The sequence below is a fragment of the Vibrio clamense genome, from assembly GCF_050337905.1.
Lineage (GTDB): Bacteria > Pseudomonadota > Gammaproteobacteria > Enterobacterales > Vibrionaceae > Vibrio > Vibrio cortegadensis.
This window is the reverse complement of record NZ_JAKJTJ010000023.1, coordinates 284666-300814: the sequence shown is the minus strand read 5'-3', so window position 1 is coordinate 300814 and position 16149 is coordinate 284666. Positions and strand designations below refer to the sequence as shown.

Genomic DNA, 16149 nt, shown 5'->3' with positions numbered 1-16149 from the left:
TGATTCTTTGGTAGAGAATACATAAGCCTATTTACAACAGAAATAAAAAAAGCCCCGAACGCCAATACGTTCGGGGATTTTTATCGGTTAGTAGCTAATATTACTTGATACCTTCAGCCTTAATCGATACTTGTTTCGATAGAATATCGAACGTAACTGTATATGCCCCAGTTTCTGCTGGAGTGAAGGCGATGTTTCCATTGTTATCTGTTAGTGGTAATGATTCGTCAGCGACGGTGACAGCAGAGAAACCATGTTCACAATTGCCCCATCCACCACAAGTGAGTTTAAACTCAGTCGCTTCATCAGCGGTGAGTTCACCAGTTGTGAAAGTCACTAAAGTTGCATCTTTAGAGTCAGTTGTCATTTGACGTCCATCAGCGTGATCCCAACCTCCAGCAAGTGTTCCTGGAATAAACCACGTTTTATCTTTATAGCTTTCTGCCAGTTTTGCATCCACCACAACTGGGTTTTCTGGGTCTGTCGCATCCAGCGAGAACTCGTACATACCCATGTCAGTGAAGTTTGATGGGCAGTTATCGTTATCACAGCTGATTTGATTATCCCAAGAACCCTTGGTGAATTTATAACCAGTATCGGCACCAAGTCCTAGTTGGACAGTGTAGAGACCGCTGTTAGTGTAAGGAACTTCAATTGCTGAAGGGTTCCAGTTTGCTTGCTCAAATCCACCAGCAATGTATACCTTGGCTTTACCGAATGGAGGTAAGTCTGCTTTTTTCAGTGCAACAGGTAAACCTAGACCGCGTGCATCACCACGAGCTTGAACAAAGACAGCTGTTGACCATGCTGGAACCGTGAAAGTACCATCGGCAAAGCTTGCATCTCCTGCAATGCCATCAGTTTTATGCTTGCTGCTCAGTTCAAAGCCAGTTAGTGCGATCAGTTTATCTTCATTGTCCTTAAAGTCTTTAGCAGTCTGTGCGTTAGGTGTTGCGTTAATCATAACGACGATAGCATCAAGGGTTGGGTCTAAGTCCACAGTTTGTGTCGTACCATTATCAATGGTCATCACAATTAAACCGGTTATTTGACCTTTGCCTGTATTACGGAAATCGACACGGTTCATGATTTCTTCAGCACTTGGCAGTGTCATCAAGTCGCTTGCTTTACGTAGAGTCAGTAACTCTTTGTAGTTCTCAAACATACGCTCCATATTGACAGCAGTAGGTTGAGAGTTTACGTCAGCCGTTGCACGAGTGATTTGGTCGTAGTTCGCTGCATCTTTCTCTTTTGCTGGTAAGCCTTTATTCCAGTTGTTATCCGCTAGAGTAAAGTCAACTAGGTTGTACCAATCACCGTAATCGTAAGAATCACGCTGCATCGATTTAGAACGAAGGAGTTCACCACCCATATGGTTAAATGGCATCGCTTGGCCTAGTAGAACCGTAGACATACCGATGGTTTGCATCTGAACACGTACCTCAACAGTCGCTTCTTCGGCAACTTTGAACATGTTGCTGTCCCAGAAGGTTTGGTTATCGTGTTTAGAAACGTAGTTTTGAACTTCCCAAGGTTGCTCTGCATAACCTGCCTTCTGGCCGTTGTAGTCGATTGAAGAACCTACTTGCGTATTGCCTTCGAAATCAACCATCTTGAAGTTTTTAAGGTTACCCGCCATGCCCAAACGAGTGAGGTCAACTTGTTGTTGAGCACGCTTAACTTCTGCTGCCGACACATTACCTTCTGCATCACGCATAAGCTCATTGGGTAAAGTCGCAGCACCCGTTGCAAAACCTTGAGTTTCACGAATTGCATCGCCGCCATCGAATGGGCTACCGCCACGTACCGCATCACGTAGACGATCTGAGAATGAACCAATACCAGTGCCACCTAGGTTTGGTTGAGTCGCTTGAACGAAGCGCTTGTTATCTGCGACTTCACCAAAGTTCCAACCTTCACCGTAGAAGTAAACATCAGGGTTAACTTCGCGAGCTGCTTCTAAAGTTCCTTTCATTTGTGACAGTGGGTGGTGTCCCATCAAATCCCAACGGAAGGCATCGATTTTATAAGCTTCGGTCCATGTTTGAACAGAGTCATCAATCAGCTTAGCAAACATCGCATTTTCTGGTGCGGTATTGTCACAACAGGTAGAAGTTTCAACAGAACCTGTATCTGGTACTAAACGTTGGTAATAAAGCGGCACGACTTTATCAAGTACTGACTTGTCGTTAAGGCCTGATGCGTTGGTGTGGTTGTATACCACATCGACGACAACGTTCATGCCAACATCTTCTTTAACCGACTGAACCATTTCACGGAACTCAAGGATACGTTTGCTACCTTCTGCATCGGTGGCGTATGAACCTTCTGGCACAGTGTAGTGGTATGGGTCGTAGCCCCAGTTGTAGCTATCGACAGCACGAACATATTCGTTTAATGCTTCAACAACAGCGTTGTCTTTATTGTCTTCTGTTTGAAGTTCTTCAAAGGCTTCTGCGATGGTGTTGCCACTGTCACAGTACTCTTTGAATTTGTCGTCGTTCTTGATTTCCGGTTTAAGTGAACACAGTTTGCTGAATGGTTGATCGATATTCGCGACTTGCGATGGGTCTTCGTTGATCGTTGCAATATCAAAAACAGGCATTAAGTGTAAATGGGTCATCCCCGCTTCACTTAACTGTTTTAGGTGATCAACCGGTTTTGAGTCCGCTTCTGTAAAGGCTAAGTATTTACCTTTGTTTTCAGTGCTAGCATCACGAGCAGAGAAGTCACGAACATGTGATTCGTAGATCACCATGTCAGATAAATCGCCATCTGCTTCATTTTGTGAATGAGGTGATTTTAAGCTATCCCACCCATCTGGTTTAAGATCATCAGAATCAAGGTCAACCGCTTGGCTGTATAGAGAGTTGGTCGATAAGCTGACTGAGTATGGGTCAGTTACTTCGTAGCCGTAGCCTTTTTGTTCACGAGGTTGGAAAACCTTCATCGCATAGCGGTAGAATTGGCCATCAACCGTATCTTTTTCTAGCTCAACACTCCAGCTGCCTGACTTGCTGTCTTCTGTCATCTCATGGCGCGATACAACGGACTTGCCGCTATTGTAAACAACCAGTTCAACATCGGTTGCTGTTGGAGCCCAAAGACGGAAAGTAACGCCATCATCGCTGTAGATCGGGCCATACTCTAAGTCGGTCGCCGCTTCAGCAAAGATTGCGTCAAGAGCACCAGCATATTGAATCGCAGTTGATGAACGTAATTCAGAGGCTTCGCCATCAGCGCCATTACTTGAAGAGATAGCGACCATGCTACCTTTCATCAGGTTTGCTAAAGCTAAGTCAGCAGGAAGTGTCGGAATTTCAAACGCAGGGTAATCAGCTAAATGTGGGAATTTCGCTTTCTGTTCATCCGAAAGATCTGTACTCGTTAGTTTGATAGATGTACCGCTTACAACACCATCTTCCGATACGTCAAATTTACCATTAGGCGTGAACATTATTTGTACTAAGTCGGCACCTGAACCAGCTTTCCATACCATAGTGTTGTCATCTAAGAGGATGGCACCAACGGTATCAATGGTAAATTCAGATGATGGGCCACCTGTTTCAAACGCAAGTGCTCGGGTCGCGTAAGACGTTTGGTTTCCTGGGATATAAGTGACGCTTGGATTATCAGCAATATTTGAGATATCGATAACTAAATCGCTGTTAATCAACTTATCTTTATTTGAGTTACGGAAAATGACATTGAAACATTGAGTCGGATCATCCGTTACAGGGATGTACCACACTGGACCAAACTCGTCAGAGTCGCTTGGAGTCACAGAGACATCATCCCAGCCATTATTGACCGCTGTAGGGTCGACGGCATTACAGTTACTGTTATTCCAAATATGTAGGTTCAGGTTACCGTAGCCATCTTTATCGGCACCTTCTTCTTTGTAATCACCAAGTGCATCATAAAGGTTCAGTGCAAAGAAGCCTGACGCTGGAGCAGGAAGCTCATCAGGAGCGGAAACTTTCGGTAATTTTACATCAGTACCTGTTTGATCTAGGCCGTGAGAAGCCATGAAGGTGTCTTGACGAGAGCCCGTGATTTTTGTGCCATTTGAAGCGACACCCAGTGATTTTCCTGCGTCATCAGCATCAATTGCGACAGGAACATCGGTCGAGCCATCTGAAATGTTACAAGCTCCAATGACATCTGCTGCGGTTAGAAGCCAAATTGGGCCAAATTCATCCGATGAAGTTGCGGTGAAACTTTTCTCACCGCATACAAGATTCCAATCAACCGTTTTTGTTACTGTTTTGAAAGTACTCACTGCAGGCGCGATGTAACTGACAACAACTTGATCGGCTGTTGGCGTTGGAGCGGCTGCTGGTAAATTAACACTCGGTGTTAGCTCGACTTCTCCTGGGGTTGAAGGAGCAGGGACCACTGGTGATGATGAGTCGCTATCGCTACCACAGCCAGTAATTACGGCCGCGGACAATAGCGGAATCATTGCCTTTGATAGGGTTGAAAGTTTAAAGAGTTTTGTATTCACGTTATATATCCATATTATGATGACTTTAATTTTAATATATTAAAAACATATGCCTTCTACTTAATGTGAACTTTATTTATAAAGTTATTTTTTTTGGGTTATTATCCATTTGGTAATATCCGAGTCACATTTTGTAGTGCATTTTTTAATGCAAATGTAGATCAATAGCTCAATTATTTTTCTGTTTTTTATAAGGGCGTAGAAATAAGGTGGAGAAGAGGGGGAGGAGTACTAAGCCTCCATTTAGTGATGAAAGGCTTGTTTTTAGACTGGTTATTTTACGCGATGAATTAACATTATTGTGTGGGTGGTTAAATGGGTGAAACAGTTATTCTCTATCTATTTTGTTGATTATAAATGATTATTTTAGCTTTATCTATTGTTGGTAGGGTTGTGCTTTGGGCGGGGATGGATTGGCGGGTAAAGTTGTGAGTTTATTGTTGCATTTTGAATTGGGCGGGTGAAATATTAGATTGGCGGCGGTTATAAGTGATTTAAATATACAGGATATGATGTTTTTGAAAGGCGATAAAAAAGGTACAGCCAATTGGGTGTACCTTTTATTATTATTTTCTAAACAACTTAAATTATTTGGTGATTTGTTTCGCTGCCATATCCAAGGCTTCTTTTACGGTTTGCTTTCCTTGCATTGCATTATCAATTGCAGCACCTTCTGCGAACCAGTATGCCGTCATTTGAGGGATGTTTGGCATTATTTCGCCATTCTCCGCATTGATCATTGTTGACTTGATTCTTTCATCACTTTCTAAGATTTTTTGGAACGATTTAAGGGTTACAGCCCCTAGAGGTTTATCATCGTTCATGATTTTAAGTGATTCATCTTTGTACAAGTAATTTTCCAAGAACTCAACGGCTAGGTCTGTATTAGGGCTCGCAGCGTTGATACCAGCACTTAGTATGCCTACGAATGGGTTGCCTTTACCACCGTTTAGGGTTGGTAGAACCGCGACACCATAATTTACGCCAAGTTTATCTAGGTTACCCCATGCCCAAGGGCCATTAATTGTCATTGCTGCTTCACCTTTAGTGAAAGCACCTTCAGCAACGGAGTAGTCCATATTTGGGTTAATTACCCCTTTATTTACCATATCCACTAGGAATTGAAGGCCGTGGACACCTGCCGCGTTGTTTACGCCAGTGCTTTTTGCATTGTAGCCTGTTGCCGTTTTTTCAAATGCAAATGCGCCACCAGAAGAGATCATTGGCCAGGTGAAGTATGCGTTCTTAACATCCCACATTAGGCCAGTTTTGCCTTGGGCTGCCATCTCTTTATGAATGGACTCAAGCTCTTCCCATGTTTTCGGTGGGTTTGGAAGTAAATCTTTGTTGTAAATAAGAGAAGGAGTTTCAATCGCAACTGGGTAGCCGACGAGTTTGCCGTCAAATGTTACGGCATCCCAACTGAAGTCTGCCAACTTGTTCTTGAACTCTTTGCTTGGGTTGATTTCATAAAGTAGGCCAGATTCAGCGTAGCCACCAAAGCGGTCATGAGCCCAAAAAATAATATCAGGACCGCCACCCGTTGCGGCAGCTTGTTGGAATTTCGCTTCTAATGAATCTGGGTGCTGAACTCGCACTTTAACGCCGGTGTCCTCTTCAAATTGTTTGCCAATAAGGGATAAGCCATCATAGCTTTTATCGCCATTGATCCAGATAGTAATTTCGCCTTCTTCCATCGCCATAACTGGTGATGCGATAAGAGTGGCAAGAGCACAGACAGATAAAGTTTTAATTGCACGTTTCATAATGTATTCCGTTATATCGAACGTTCCGTTAGGAGAAAAGTTATCCAATTCACAGCTAGGTTCGCTCAGGTTTGAAGTGAGACAACTATTTGAATTTTTCGCTATTTTACGAGGTTGGATAGTGGTTGAGAAATAGGCTAAAGGTGATCTGATATAGCTAAAAACTATTTCATAGTAATTATGAGTGACGCTAATCAACATTTACACAGAATTGCGCTTGAAAAGTATTTAAAGAAGTGTGAGGAGGAACGGAATATTTTCTTGAGTAATATCGACCTAAAAATAGGGCACTTCGAAAAGTGCCCTAAAGATCTATTTTATTAAGCTAAATGCATATGATGCGAGAGGCTGTAAAGGAATGGAAAGCGACCCCACTCCCTCTTTGACGGTCAATAATAGTGACTGTTTCCCTTCTATTTGCTCAATGAACTGATACTCACCATCGCTTAATTGCCATTTTTCTATTACATCGCAGTCAATGGTTAACGTTGGCTCTAAGCTTAATTGGCTATCAAAATTAGCCGCAACAATAACAACTTGGTGATGATCATGACGGGCGAACAGATACGTTCGTTGTCCAAGTTGCTGCTGGTTTCGGAGATATAAATCATCAAATTCCCCAGTCATGCAGGAAGCATTGAGAGAAAAGTTGAGCAAGCTCTTATAGAAGGTTCGCAGTGATTTTTCATTCTCAGTGAGCAAATGGCCATCAAATTTACCGTCACTCATCCATCGCTGATGATGTGGAACGCCGACATAATCAAAGATAGAGGTTCTAGACGGTTGTCCGAATCCGGCCTCTTCTGCGCCAGGTTCTCCCACCTCTTGACCAAAATAGATCATAGTTGGCGAACTACTCATGAGAGTGCTGATCAGCATTGCTGGGCGAGCTAAGTTTGCGTCCCCAGCAAATTGTGGTGAAGCAATACGTTGTTCATCATGGTTATCTAAAAAGTGCAGCATGTGATGTTCAATATCCGCCATTGCTGATTGGATATCAGAGATGTTTTTTGTGTCTCCACGCCCTTGGATAATATCTTTCAGTGAATCGTATAAATCCACTTTATCGTATAGATAGTCCATCTTTCCTTGATGAATATAAGTGCGATAAAGGTCAGGCTGATAGACTTCAGCCATCAAAAAAGCGTCGGGATTTTTCATTTTGATTGCCGAGTTCATATAACTCCAAAACTCGACGGGCACCATCTCTGCCATGTCATAACGGAACCCATCTACCCCTTTGTCGAGCCAAAATAACGCGATATCACGGAATTTTTTCCAAGAGTCAGGCACCTCTTTTTGTTGCCAAAAGGCGAAATGTTCTTGATAACCAAGCTCTTCATAGTGCTCTGGAAGTTCGTCAAAATCTTTGCTTCCATCAGGTCGAACACCATAATTGATCTTCACGGTCTCATACCAATCATCAAAGTTAGGCTTGGCAAGTCTTGAGCCATTTCCTGTCCATTTAGCTGGAGACTCATTGAACGGTGTGTGTAAGGAAGGATGTATTTCTCCGCCGAGAGGTAAAAATTGCATTGGGATGTCAGGCAGTTGAAATGCTTGTTTTGGGATGTAATAAAAGTTGTTGTGGCGGTTATATTCGACGCTTGTGTCATCGTCATAGCCGAAGTCTTTTACATCTTCTGGGTTATTTAACCCTTTGTACTGACGAGCAATGTGATTCGGTACAATATCAATGACCACTTTTAAATCATGTTGATGGCTACGTTCGATGAGTTGATCGAATTCTTGATTTCGTTGAGCAGGATCGTCAGCCAAATCAGGGTTTACGGAATAGTAATCTTTGACAGCATACGGAGATCCTGCCCGTCCTTTGACAACGCTAGGGTGATCATTGCTGATGCCATAATCTTGATAGTCTTGAATCACAGCATGGTGGGGTACTCCGGTATACCAGATATGGGTTATTCCGAGCGATTTTATTTCAGATAGTGCCATGTGGGTAAAGTCACTGAATTTTCCAATTCCATTTTGTGCCGCCGTTCCCCATGGCTGATTGGTCGTTGATGTATTGCCAAATAAACGAGTGAAGACTTGATAAATCGCGAATTTGTTGTTTTTCATATTTGATATTACCTTGTGTTTCATCGCTTTAACCCAATTTCATGAATTAATTACACCGAGCCTACGGATAGGCTGGAGGTGTGCATTATCTTTGGGTAAGTTATTGAAAGTAAGCCACTGTTTGTTGTTAGTGATTTTAGGCTAGCGAAATTTATTCTCGGATAAATCATCCTTTATTCATCTTTAGGGGCGTAGGGTTAGCTTTGAGGTCTCAGTTTTCAATTTTTATTGCATAATTGAGTGCTGTTTGTACAAATAGATGAGTGAATAATGCTCAAGTTTTATATAATCGAGCCGCTATAAAACTAATGATTACGTTCTGTTTAAGAGATTTTAAGCAGTAGTGCTGAATAACCATAAAAGAATGATATTTATGAGTACGATGGGAATTGCGATTGGAGCGACATTGCTTTCTTTAGTGCTAGTGTTCGTTTGGTTGGTTTCTCTCTCTTTAAGAAAGCAGAGAATCGAACAAGAACGCAAAGCGAGAGAAGTGGCTTATCGTAAAGCGATTGAAAAGGCAAAGCAGCAAGAGCAACAAGAACGAGTATTCAAAGCTGAAACTGGGCATGTACCAACGATTTTGTTTTTGGCTAAAGAAGCAGAACGAGGAAATTTGAAAGAAGCACTGTACTGGTACAACAAAGCGGCTAAATTGGACAATGTAAGCGGCATGTACGGTGTGGTTAGAATCAGTGATCGTGTAAAAGATGACCTTATCTTGAAAGAGCAGGCTAATTTTTGGAGATTAAGCATCGCTGCGGCTGATGGTGATAAGCACGCAAAATATGAAGCAGGCAAAGCCCTAATTGGTGGGCGAGGCACCGATAAAAATATACCTAAAGGTGTCTCTGTTATTGAAGAAGTGGCTGATGAAGGCAATGTTGAGGCAATGCTTTTTATGGGCGATTGGAGTATGTCTAAAGAGAACATGAATAAATCACCAGTGGCTTCTTCTGAGTGGTATCAGCTTGCGGCAAATAAAGGGAATAGTAACGGTCGTATCAAGTTAGGCTTGAACTATCTGCATGGTATCGGTGTTGAAAAAAGCCACACAAAAGGGTGTTACTGGCTAGAGCTAGCCGCTGAAAAAGGAAGTTATGAAGCGATGTATCATGCCGGTGAGGCATGGCGTGAACACGGCGCGAATGGCAATGCGATTGCGTATATATGGCTATTTCTTTCGGCTCACTTCGGTTATGAACCAGCACGGGCAGCAAGGGATGTGGTTGGTGGGATCATTGATGTGGAAACGGTCGTGGGGCTTCAAACTCTTTCAAAGCCGTTAATGAAAAAGTTAACAGAAGGGGCTGCCCCTAAGCACTCGATTATTCGAGCATTGAATAAGTTGTATAAGCGAGAAGAGTTCTTCCCTGAAAAATTAAGTTCTGAAGATATGCAGCCTGTTGATAATGTAGTTGTCGAAAGTGACGACGTTAATAAGTCTGCTTTCGATGTCAGTTTTGATTTTCTACCCAATAGCGATTATTCGGCTGAAGATAAATCGCAAACTAATTAGAAGTGTTCAAACTAGAAACCAAAAAAAAGAGAGCAAAATGCTCTCTTTTTCATATTTATCGGCTAACTTATTGAGCCGCTTTCTTTTGCTCTGATTTACATACCGCAGCAGTGAATACGACATCTGTTGAACTATTTAGCGCTGTCTCAGCAGAGTCTTGAATCACACCTATGATAAAACCAACCGCGACGACTTGCATTGCTACGTCGTTTGAAATACCAAATAAACCACAAGCTAATGGAATAAGCAGTAGTGAGCCACCTGCAACGCCTGAAGCACCACAAGCAGATACTGCGGCAACTACACTCAGTAGTATCGCCGTCAGTAGGTCAATTTCAATCCCCATTGTATGAACAGCAGCAAGGGTTAGCACTGTGATTGTTATTGCCGCGCCTGCCATGTTGATTGTTGCACCTAGAGGAATGGATACAGAGTAAGTATCTTCATCTAGCTTAAGCTTTTCACATAACGCCATGTTGACAGGAATGTTAGCCGCGCTTGAACGAGTGAAAAACGCAGTGACACCACTTTCACGAATGCATTGGAAAATCAGAGGGTATGGATTTTCTTTGGTTTTTACATACACAATGATCGGGTTAACCACGAGTGCGATGATCGCCATTGAACCAAGCAATACGAACAGTAGTTGAAGGTAACCACCAAGTGCTTCAAAACCGGTCGTAGCAAGCGTTGAAGAAACCAAACCGAAGATACCAAATGGCGCTAGGCGAATAATGAAACGGACGATTTGTGATACGCCGTGGCTTAAATCTTCAAAGACGGCTTTGGTTGTATCTGATGCATGGTGAAGAGCTAAACCAAGTCCAACGGCCCACGCCAAAATACCAATATAGTTAGCGCTCATTAACGCATTTACTGGGTTATCGACAAGTTTGAACAGTAGAGTATTTAAAACTTCCGCGATGCCTTGTGGTGGTGTTGTGCCTTCCGCGCCCGCAACCAGTGTCAAAGTGGTTGGGAACATGAAGCTCATTAGAACAGCGGTTAATGCAGCAGCAAAGGTGCCAAAAAGGTATAAAACAACAATTGGACGCATATGCGTGTGTTGATTTTTCTTTTGGTTAGCGATCGAAGCAGCAACAAGAATGAAGACTAAAATGGGTGCAACCGCTTTTAATGCTCCGACAAAAAGGCTACCCAGTAAGCCGACACTTTGAGCGCTACTAGGAGAAGCACTTGCAAGTACTGCACCGAGAACGATACCGGCGAGTATTTGAAGTACCAGATTGCCCCGGGCAAAGCGGGCGATAAGGTTGTTGTTTTGCATATATATCCCTGCAATTAAGTTAATTTATAAGTTTTATAGTATTTCAGTTATTTGCTAACTGAATATCTGACATATTAACTACACAAAATTTTGTGTCTAGGATTTTATTGAAGATGGGATAAAAGCTTATCTTATGTTGATTTTTTGGGTGTTAAATGTTGATAAAATGATTTATTTGAGTGTTTTATTGCGCTGAAGGGGCGTTTGTCGATTTAGACGTCATTCATGGGGTTTAGCCGAATAGTGATTGGCTCAATGTCGGCTAGCGGGTTAAGGCTAGCCGATATAGTGACAGAGAGTGCTGCTCTAGAAGCCTTTCTTCCTACTTCGGCTTTCTGATTGCACATTTCTGTACATTTTTCCTAACTGTTTATAGTGGGCTCGTTGCTGAGCGAGTGTAGCACCATTACGAGCTTGTTCTCTGAGCAACTTTAAATAGTTGCTTAAACGACGCTGCTCTAGTTCCCCTGATTCCAAAGCCTTCTGTACCGCACAACCAGGTTCGGTCTGATGTTGGCAATCAGAGAAGCGACACTGCTTTGTTAACGCTTCTATATCGGAAAACGTTTCACTGACCCCATCAGCACAGTCGGCTAATTGAAGCTCCCTCATTCCCGGAGTATCCAGCAGTAACCCACCGTTTGGCATACAGTGGAGTGAGCGGGATGTGGTGGTATGTCGGCCTTTGCTGTCGTCCTCTCTAATGCCGCCCGTTTCTTGATCATCACTTTGCATCAAGGTATTCACTAAGGTCGATTTGCCAACCCCAGAAGAGCCCATAAACGCGACGGTTTGTCCTAACTTGCACCATGCATTCAAGGTTTGAACGCTGGCGTGATCAAGGCTATTCACGCTTTCAATCATAAGCATAGGGTCTAGATTTTGAACTTGTTGGCATTTTGCTTCCACATCATCGCATAGGTCTGCTTTCGTCAATACGATCACAGATTCGACCTGAGCTTCATTCGTCATTGCCAAATAACGTTCAATTCGACTTAAGTTAAAATCATTATTGAGTGAAACAACAATGAAGACCGTATCGATGTTGGCTGAGATATATTGCTCAGCCACTTTGCTGCCAGCGGCTTTTCGGCTAAACAGTGACTGTCGGTCTAGTAACCTAAGAAATTGTTGGTTGGCGTCCAGAATGATCCAGTCTCCAACCGTCATTAGTGGCTGGTTTTGATGGATTGGAAGGGATAATTCCCCTTGCTCTGTTGCTAATGTATAACTGCTTCTGTGATGCGCGGTAATGCGCGCGATGACATTTGATTCGTAGTCTTCGAGCGTAAGTTGTTGCTGAAAAACAGGCTGCCATCCAAGTTGTTGTAAGGACATTGGATGAGATAAATTTAGATTAGAATTCATTATTACGTATACCCCAGACGTGAAAATACGAACATTTACGTCTTAGAAAAATGTTAGGGTCGAATTCGAAATATGTCGGACCCCGGTTAAGTGACCGGGCAAAGAAAAGAAGAGGTGAAGTGTTTTATGTCTATAAACTGTTGATTGATTTGAACAGCTTAAAAATTGAGCACACGTTATAGCGTTTAGTTAAAAACCATGGGTCGAGTGCGTCGTTACCAATTACTTCTGCTTTTCTGCCTGGCTAGTCGTTTTCAATACAATCATGATTATTCCTCCAAAAATTTAAGATTAATTATTGCACGCAAAGCATAGCAAAAAGGGCGGGATAAACCAGCCCTTTGTTGAAATTCTTCACTGTATTAATGGTGCTTCATTCCACTCATTACTTTTTTAACTGGAGCTTGCATGGTCTGTTTTTCACCATTGGCAAAAGTAAGTTCAACATCAATACTGCTGCCTTCCGTTAATGGTGAAGCTAAGTCGAATAACATGATATGCAAGCTACCAGGTTTCAGTTCAACAGTTTGGTTTGCTGGTATTGTGATCTGCTTAACCTGACGCATTTTCATCATGTCGCCATCTTTTATCACATCATGCAGTTCTACTTTTCCTGCTGCGGGTGTTGTGGCAGAAACAAGCACACGATCGATATCTGTGTGGTTCATCAGAGAGACAAATACCGCGCTATTCACAGCCGTTGGTGGTGTTGCTCGTGCATAAGGGTGATGAGTCATGATGTCCATATTAGCTTGAGCAAGAGGGCTAAGTAATAGTCCTGTCAAAAGTAGGGTTTTGAGCTTCATTGATATTTATCCTTCTGAAGAGGTTTGGGTCAGAGTGTTTATCGCTTCCACGATTGGCGCCGGAGAAAGCGTATGTGGCACTTTTTTGATTAGCGTTCCATCGGGTTTTAAGAAATAGAAGTAAGAGCTGTGATCCAGCGTATATTCAAGTTGAGAACCTTCTAGTTCTGTTTTCCGGAAGATCACTCCATAGTGATGAGCAAGAGTTGTCGTGATCTCTAGAGGGGCCGATAGCCCTTCAATCATTGGGTGGAAATATTGCGCATATTTGAATGAGTCATCAGCGGCATCTCGTTCAGGATCGAGAGAGATGAAGATAGGGCGCAGTTGGGATTGCTGCTGTGGATCTATTTCATTGAGAGCGCCAGATAACATCGCTAATGATGTAGGGCAAACATCAGGGCAGCGCGTGAAGCCAAAATAGACAATACGAATGCGCGGATCTTGAGGATCGAAAATAGCGACTTCTTGATTATCTTTCCCAAATAATACGGTATTGACTGCTTGTTGTTCTGCTGCGGCTTGTTGCTGTTCTAAACGAATAGACGCTTGCCCATCTAAATAGGCTTTGACACCATAGCCAAGAGCAAACGCAACAACGAGTATTAGTGACCAATTTCGGCTCATCTTTTCATCCTTAATGCAGGGTAAACGGTAGTTTTTCCATCGGTAAGCTCGCCTACCCATGTCATCTCATCAATGGTGCAGATAGGAAGAATAATCTCCCCTTGGTAAATTCCGTCGGCTATTTTGGCGAGGCTAAATCGAGCAGTACCCATATTCATCTCAACCCCTTGCAGGTTTAGGACTAGCTGAGAAGCATCAGTATTTGGCCATTCGACTCTAAACACCGTAGGAAGTAAAGGTTGCGCAGCGTCTCGGCTGAGCGTCATACCTACTTGGTTTTGCGAGCAAGTTTGAGTCGTGACCATACAATAGTCATCAATCATTTTTGTTTTTGGCTGAGAGACAAGTTTAGAGAGATCAGAGGCAAAAAAACCGATGCCCACCGCGAGAGCGATGCCGATGATTTTTGTCGCTGGATGTTGTAAGAAGGAAGCGTTGACCGATGAATCAGAAGCCATGTTAGAGCATCACGTGTAATTCTATAAAAGTAGATGCTATCACAGCTAATTGTAGGTGACTGTAATTATGGAAAAATTTGTGGTGACGGTCAGAAAGAAAAAGCGGAGCCTATAGCTCCGCTTGTTTTTAATCATTGGGGGTTATGAATTTTGGTTGCGCTCTGCAAACTTTTCTAGTCCAAGAACTAACCCTATCGCGAAGCACATCATCACAATGGAGAGTACTAATTGGGAAGGCTGAGCTGTCACTGATTCGAAATCAAAAGGGGAGAGGTTGTGCTGAATTAAAGGCACCTCTTCACCTTTCGAATTGATACGCCAACTAATGGTTTCTTTCCAAGGCCAAATTTTTGGTAGGGTTCCAATCATCAATCCTGTTAAGAATATTAATGTGAAATCTCTAAACGATTTTAATAGCCAAGATAATACGTGAGAAAACGTAAGTAATCCTAGTACGCAACCAGTTAAGAACAACGCAAGTACGTCGATTTGGAAGCCTTTTACAGCCGCGAGTACAGGTGTATACATTCCAATTAATAGCAGAATAAAACTGCCTGAGATACCCGGCAGAATCATCGCGCATATCGCAATCGCACCTGCTAACAGAACATTGAGGCTTGTTGGCTCAAGTTGAAGCGGGCTGATAACCGTTATGCTGTAGGCGAAAATGACACCGAGTAGTAGAAACATAAATCTCGTGACATCTCTTTTCTCTATCTGTTTAAGGATATGGAAGACAGAAACCAGAATGAGACCGAAGAAAAAGGACCATAAGGGCACTGGGTGAGTGACAAGTAGCCATGAAATTAATTTTGCTAATGTGGCGATACTCGTGAGAACGCCTCCAAAAAGAGAGATTAGGAATAATCCATTTACATGAGCAAATGCAGATTTGAAGCCTTCTCGTCGCCATAGTCCAAACACGCTTGGGTTTATTCGGCGAATGCTTTCAAGCAAGGTGTCATATATTCCGGTGATGAATGCGATCGTACCGCCAGAAACGCCAGGAACAACATCGGCCGCCCCCATCGCCATGCCTTTAAAAAAAGTGGTTAAGTAGTTCATTACTTTAACTAGTTAAATAAGAGTGCTGAGCAGTATACAAATATTCGTGTAGAAAAAATATGAATAAGGTGAGGATGTTGGCTTTGTGCTCACCATTGAGTCATAGCAACTGAATGCATTGCTTTTTGAAACGGTTCGCAAAATAGGAATGCAGTTTGCAAAAAAAGAATAAGAAAAATTGATTTATTGGGAGATACTACTAAAAATGGGTATTTAATAATTGGCACATATACTGCATAATCTATATCGACCCTTCTTAAGCCGAGGGTCACCTAGCCAACTGACGTTGTTAGTGAATAAATTTTGTTCACAGTATATATAAGCCAATTGCCACTTTTTGCGATTGGCTATTTTTTTGCCTGCAGCTTTACTTAAAGAGCTATTTTTAACAGAACTATTTTTTAACAGAGCTTTTTGCTTAAAGATCTATTGAATAAGCGGGTGACGTGCGCTTGTTTAAAAAATACAGTGTGTTGCAAAATCTCCAGCTTCATTCGCTGTCCAATCGCCTTTAGGTTTATCTTGCATATCTTGACACCACTCTTTACTGCCGACTTCGGTACATGCCATTAATTGTCCTGCCATGAACAATACGATCAATGCTTTTTTCATTTTTATCTCCTTATTAGAAAGGCTGATGTTTTCGCACCAGCCTCATGT

Annotated in this window: 11 protein-coding genes; 1 reads left to right on the top strand and 10 read right to left on the bottom strand. The window is 42.5% G+C overall.

Features of this window, described 5'->3' with window-relative positions; genetic code table 11:
* Window positions 1-100: 100 nt before the first annotated feature.
* From pulA to L4C39_RS12275, 3 genes are all read right to left on the bottom strand, one after another.
* Window positions 101-4465 (bottom strand): pullulanase-type alpha-1,6-glucosidase, encoded by a 4365-nt coding sequence (pulA, locus tag L4C39_RS12285; protein WP_429746165.1) that lies wholly within the window; start codon window positions 4463-4465, stop codon window positions 101-103.
* 629 nt (window positions 4466-5094) lie between these two features.
* Window positions 5095-6273 carry a maltose/maltodextrin ABC transporter substrate-binding protein MalE gene (malE, locus tag L4C39_RS12280; protein WP_017052235.1) on the bottom strand — a complete coding sequence of 393 codons (1179 nt, stop codon included), beginning with the start codon at window positions 6271-6273 and terminating at the stop codon, window positions 5095-5097.
* 312 nt (window positions 6274-6585) lie between these two features.
* Complete coding sequence (locus L4C39_RS12275) at window positions 6586-8358, bottom strand: alpha-amylase family protein (protein ID WP_429746135.1); 1773 nt, start codon at window positions 8356-8358, stop codon at window positions 6586-6588.
* 373 nt (window positions 8359-8731) lie between these two features.
* On the opposite strand from L4C39_RS12275, the gene L4C39_RS12270 reads away from it, so the two are divergent.
* Window positions 8732-9877 (top strand): tetratricopeptide repeat protein, encoded by a 1146-nt coding sequence (locus tag L4C39_RS12270; RefSeq protein ID WP_171755558.1) that lies wholly within the window; start codon window positions 8732-8734, stop codon window positions 9875-9877.
* Window positions 9878-9944: 67 nt separating this feature from the next.
* Here L4C39_RS12270 and sstT read toward each other — a convergent pair whose 3' ends face one another.
* The 7 genes from sstT to L4C39_RS12235 all read right to left on the bottom strand — a co-directional run bounded on the left by sstT (window position 9945) and on the right by L4C39_RS12235 (window position 16101).
* A complete protein-coding gene (sstT, locus tag L4C39_RS12265) occupies window positions 9945-11165 on the bottom strand; it encodes a serine/threonine transporter SstT (RefSeq protein WP_017052239.1) in 1221 nt (406 codons plus the stop codon).
* A 306-nt stretch (window positions 11166-11471) separates the two neighbouring features.
* Complete coding sequence (gene rsgA / locus L4C39_RS12260) at window positions 11472-12533, bottom strand: ribosome small subunit-dependent GTPase A (RefSeq protein WP_171755557.1); 1062 nt, start codon at window positions 12531-12533, stop codon at window positions 11472-11474.
* A gap of 362 nt (window positions 12534-12895) precedes the next feature.
* Window positions 12896-13339: a copper chaperone PCu(A)C gene (locus tag L4C39_RS12255; protein ID WP_113798562.1), complete on the bottom strand. Its 444-nt coding sequence runs from the start codon at window positions 13337-13339 to the stop codon at window positions 12896-12898.
* 6 nt (window positions 13340-13345) lie between these two features.
* Window positions 13346-13966 carry an SCO family protein gene (locus tag L4C39_RS12250; protein ID WP_017052242.1) on the bottom strand — a complete coding sequence of 207 codons (621 nt, stop codon included), beginning with the start codon at window positions 13964-13966 and terminating at the stop codon, window positions 13346-13348.
* Complete coding sequence (locus L4C39_RS12245; protein ID WP_017052243.1) at window positions 13963-14424, bottom strand: hypothetical protein; 462 nt, start codon at window positions 14422-14424, stop codon at window positions 13963-13965. Before L4C39_RS12245 ends, L4C39_RS12250 begins: the two co-directional genes overlap by 4 nt.
* A 141-nt stretch (window positions 14425-14565) precedes the next feature.
* Window positions 14566-15489 carry a polyprenyl-phosphate transporter gene (locus tag L4C39_RS12240; protein WP_171755556.1) on the bottom strand — a complete coding sequence of 308 codons (924 nt, stop codon included), beginning with the start codon at window positions 15487-15489 and terminating at the stop codon, window positions 14566-14568.
* A 456-nt stretch (window positions 15490-15945) separates the two neighbouring features.
* Entirely contained in the window at window positions 15946-16101 is a 156-nt protein-coding gene (locus tag L4C39_RS12235) for a DUF3012 domain-containing protein (RefSeq protein WP_017052246.1), read from the bottom strand.
* Window positions 16102-16149: the final 48 nt, after the last annotated feature.

Excerpts from the sequence above, each read along its gene's own strand:
- L4C39_RS12255 (WP_113798562.1), bottom strand. The coding sequence starts at position 13,339 with ATGAAGCTCAAAACCCTACTTTTGACAGGACTATTACTTAGCCCTCTT.
- L4C39_RS12250 (WP_017052242.1), bottom strand. The coding sequence starts at position 13,966 with ATGAGCCGAAATTGGTCACTAATACTCGTTGTTGCGTTTGCTCTTGGC.
- L4C39_RS12240 (WP_171755556.1), bottom strand. The coding sequence starts at position 15,489 with ATGAACTACTTAACCACTTTTTTTAAAGGCATGGCGATGGGGGCGGCC.
- L4C39_RS12235 (WP_017052246.1), bottom strand. The coding sequence starts at position 16,101 with ATGAAAAAAGCATTGATCGTATTGTTCATGGCAGGACAATTAATGGCA.
- L4C39_RS12275 (WP_429746135.1), bottom strand. The coding sequence starts at position 8,358 with ATGAAAAACAACAAATTCGCGATTTATCAAGTCTTCACTCGTTTATTT.
- malE (WP_017052235.1), bottom strand. The coding sequence starts at position 6,273 with ATGAAACGTGCAATTAAAACTTTATCTGTCTGTGCTCTTGCCACTCTT.
- rsgA (WP_171755557.1), bottom strand. The coding sequence starts at position 12,533 with ATGAATTCTAATCTAAATTTATCTCATCCAATGTCCTTACAACAACTT.
- pulA (WP_429746165.1), bottom strand. The coding sequence starts at position 4,465 with ATGATTCCGCTATTGTCCGCGGCCGTAATTACTGGCTGTGGTAGCGAT.
- L4C39_RS12270 (WP_171755558.1), top strand. The coding sequence starts at position 8,732 with ATGAGTACGATGGGAATTGCGATTGGAGCGACATTGCTTTCTTTAGTG.
- L4C39_RS12245 (WP_017052243.1), bottom strand. The coding sequence starts at position 14,424 with ATGGCTTCTGATTCATCGGTCAACGCTTCCTTCTTACAACATCCAGCG.
- sstT (WP_017052239.1), bottom strand. The coding sequence starts at position 11,165 with ATGCAAAACAACAACCTTATCGCCCGCTTTGCCCGGGGCAATCTGGTA.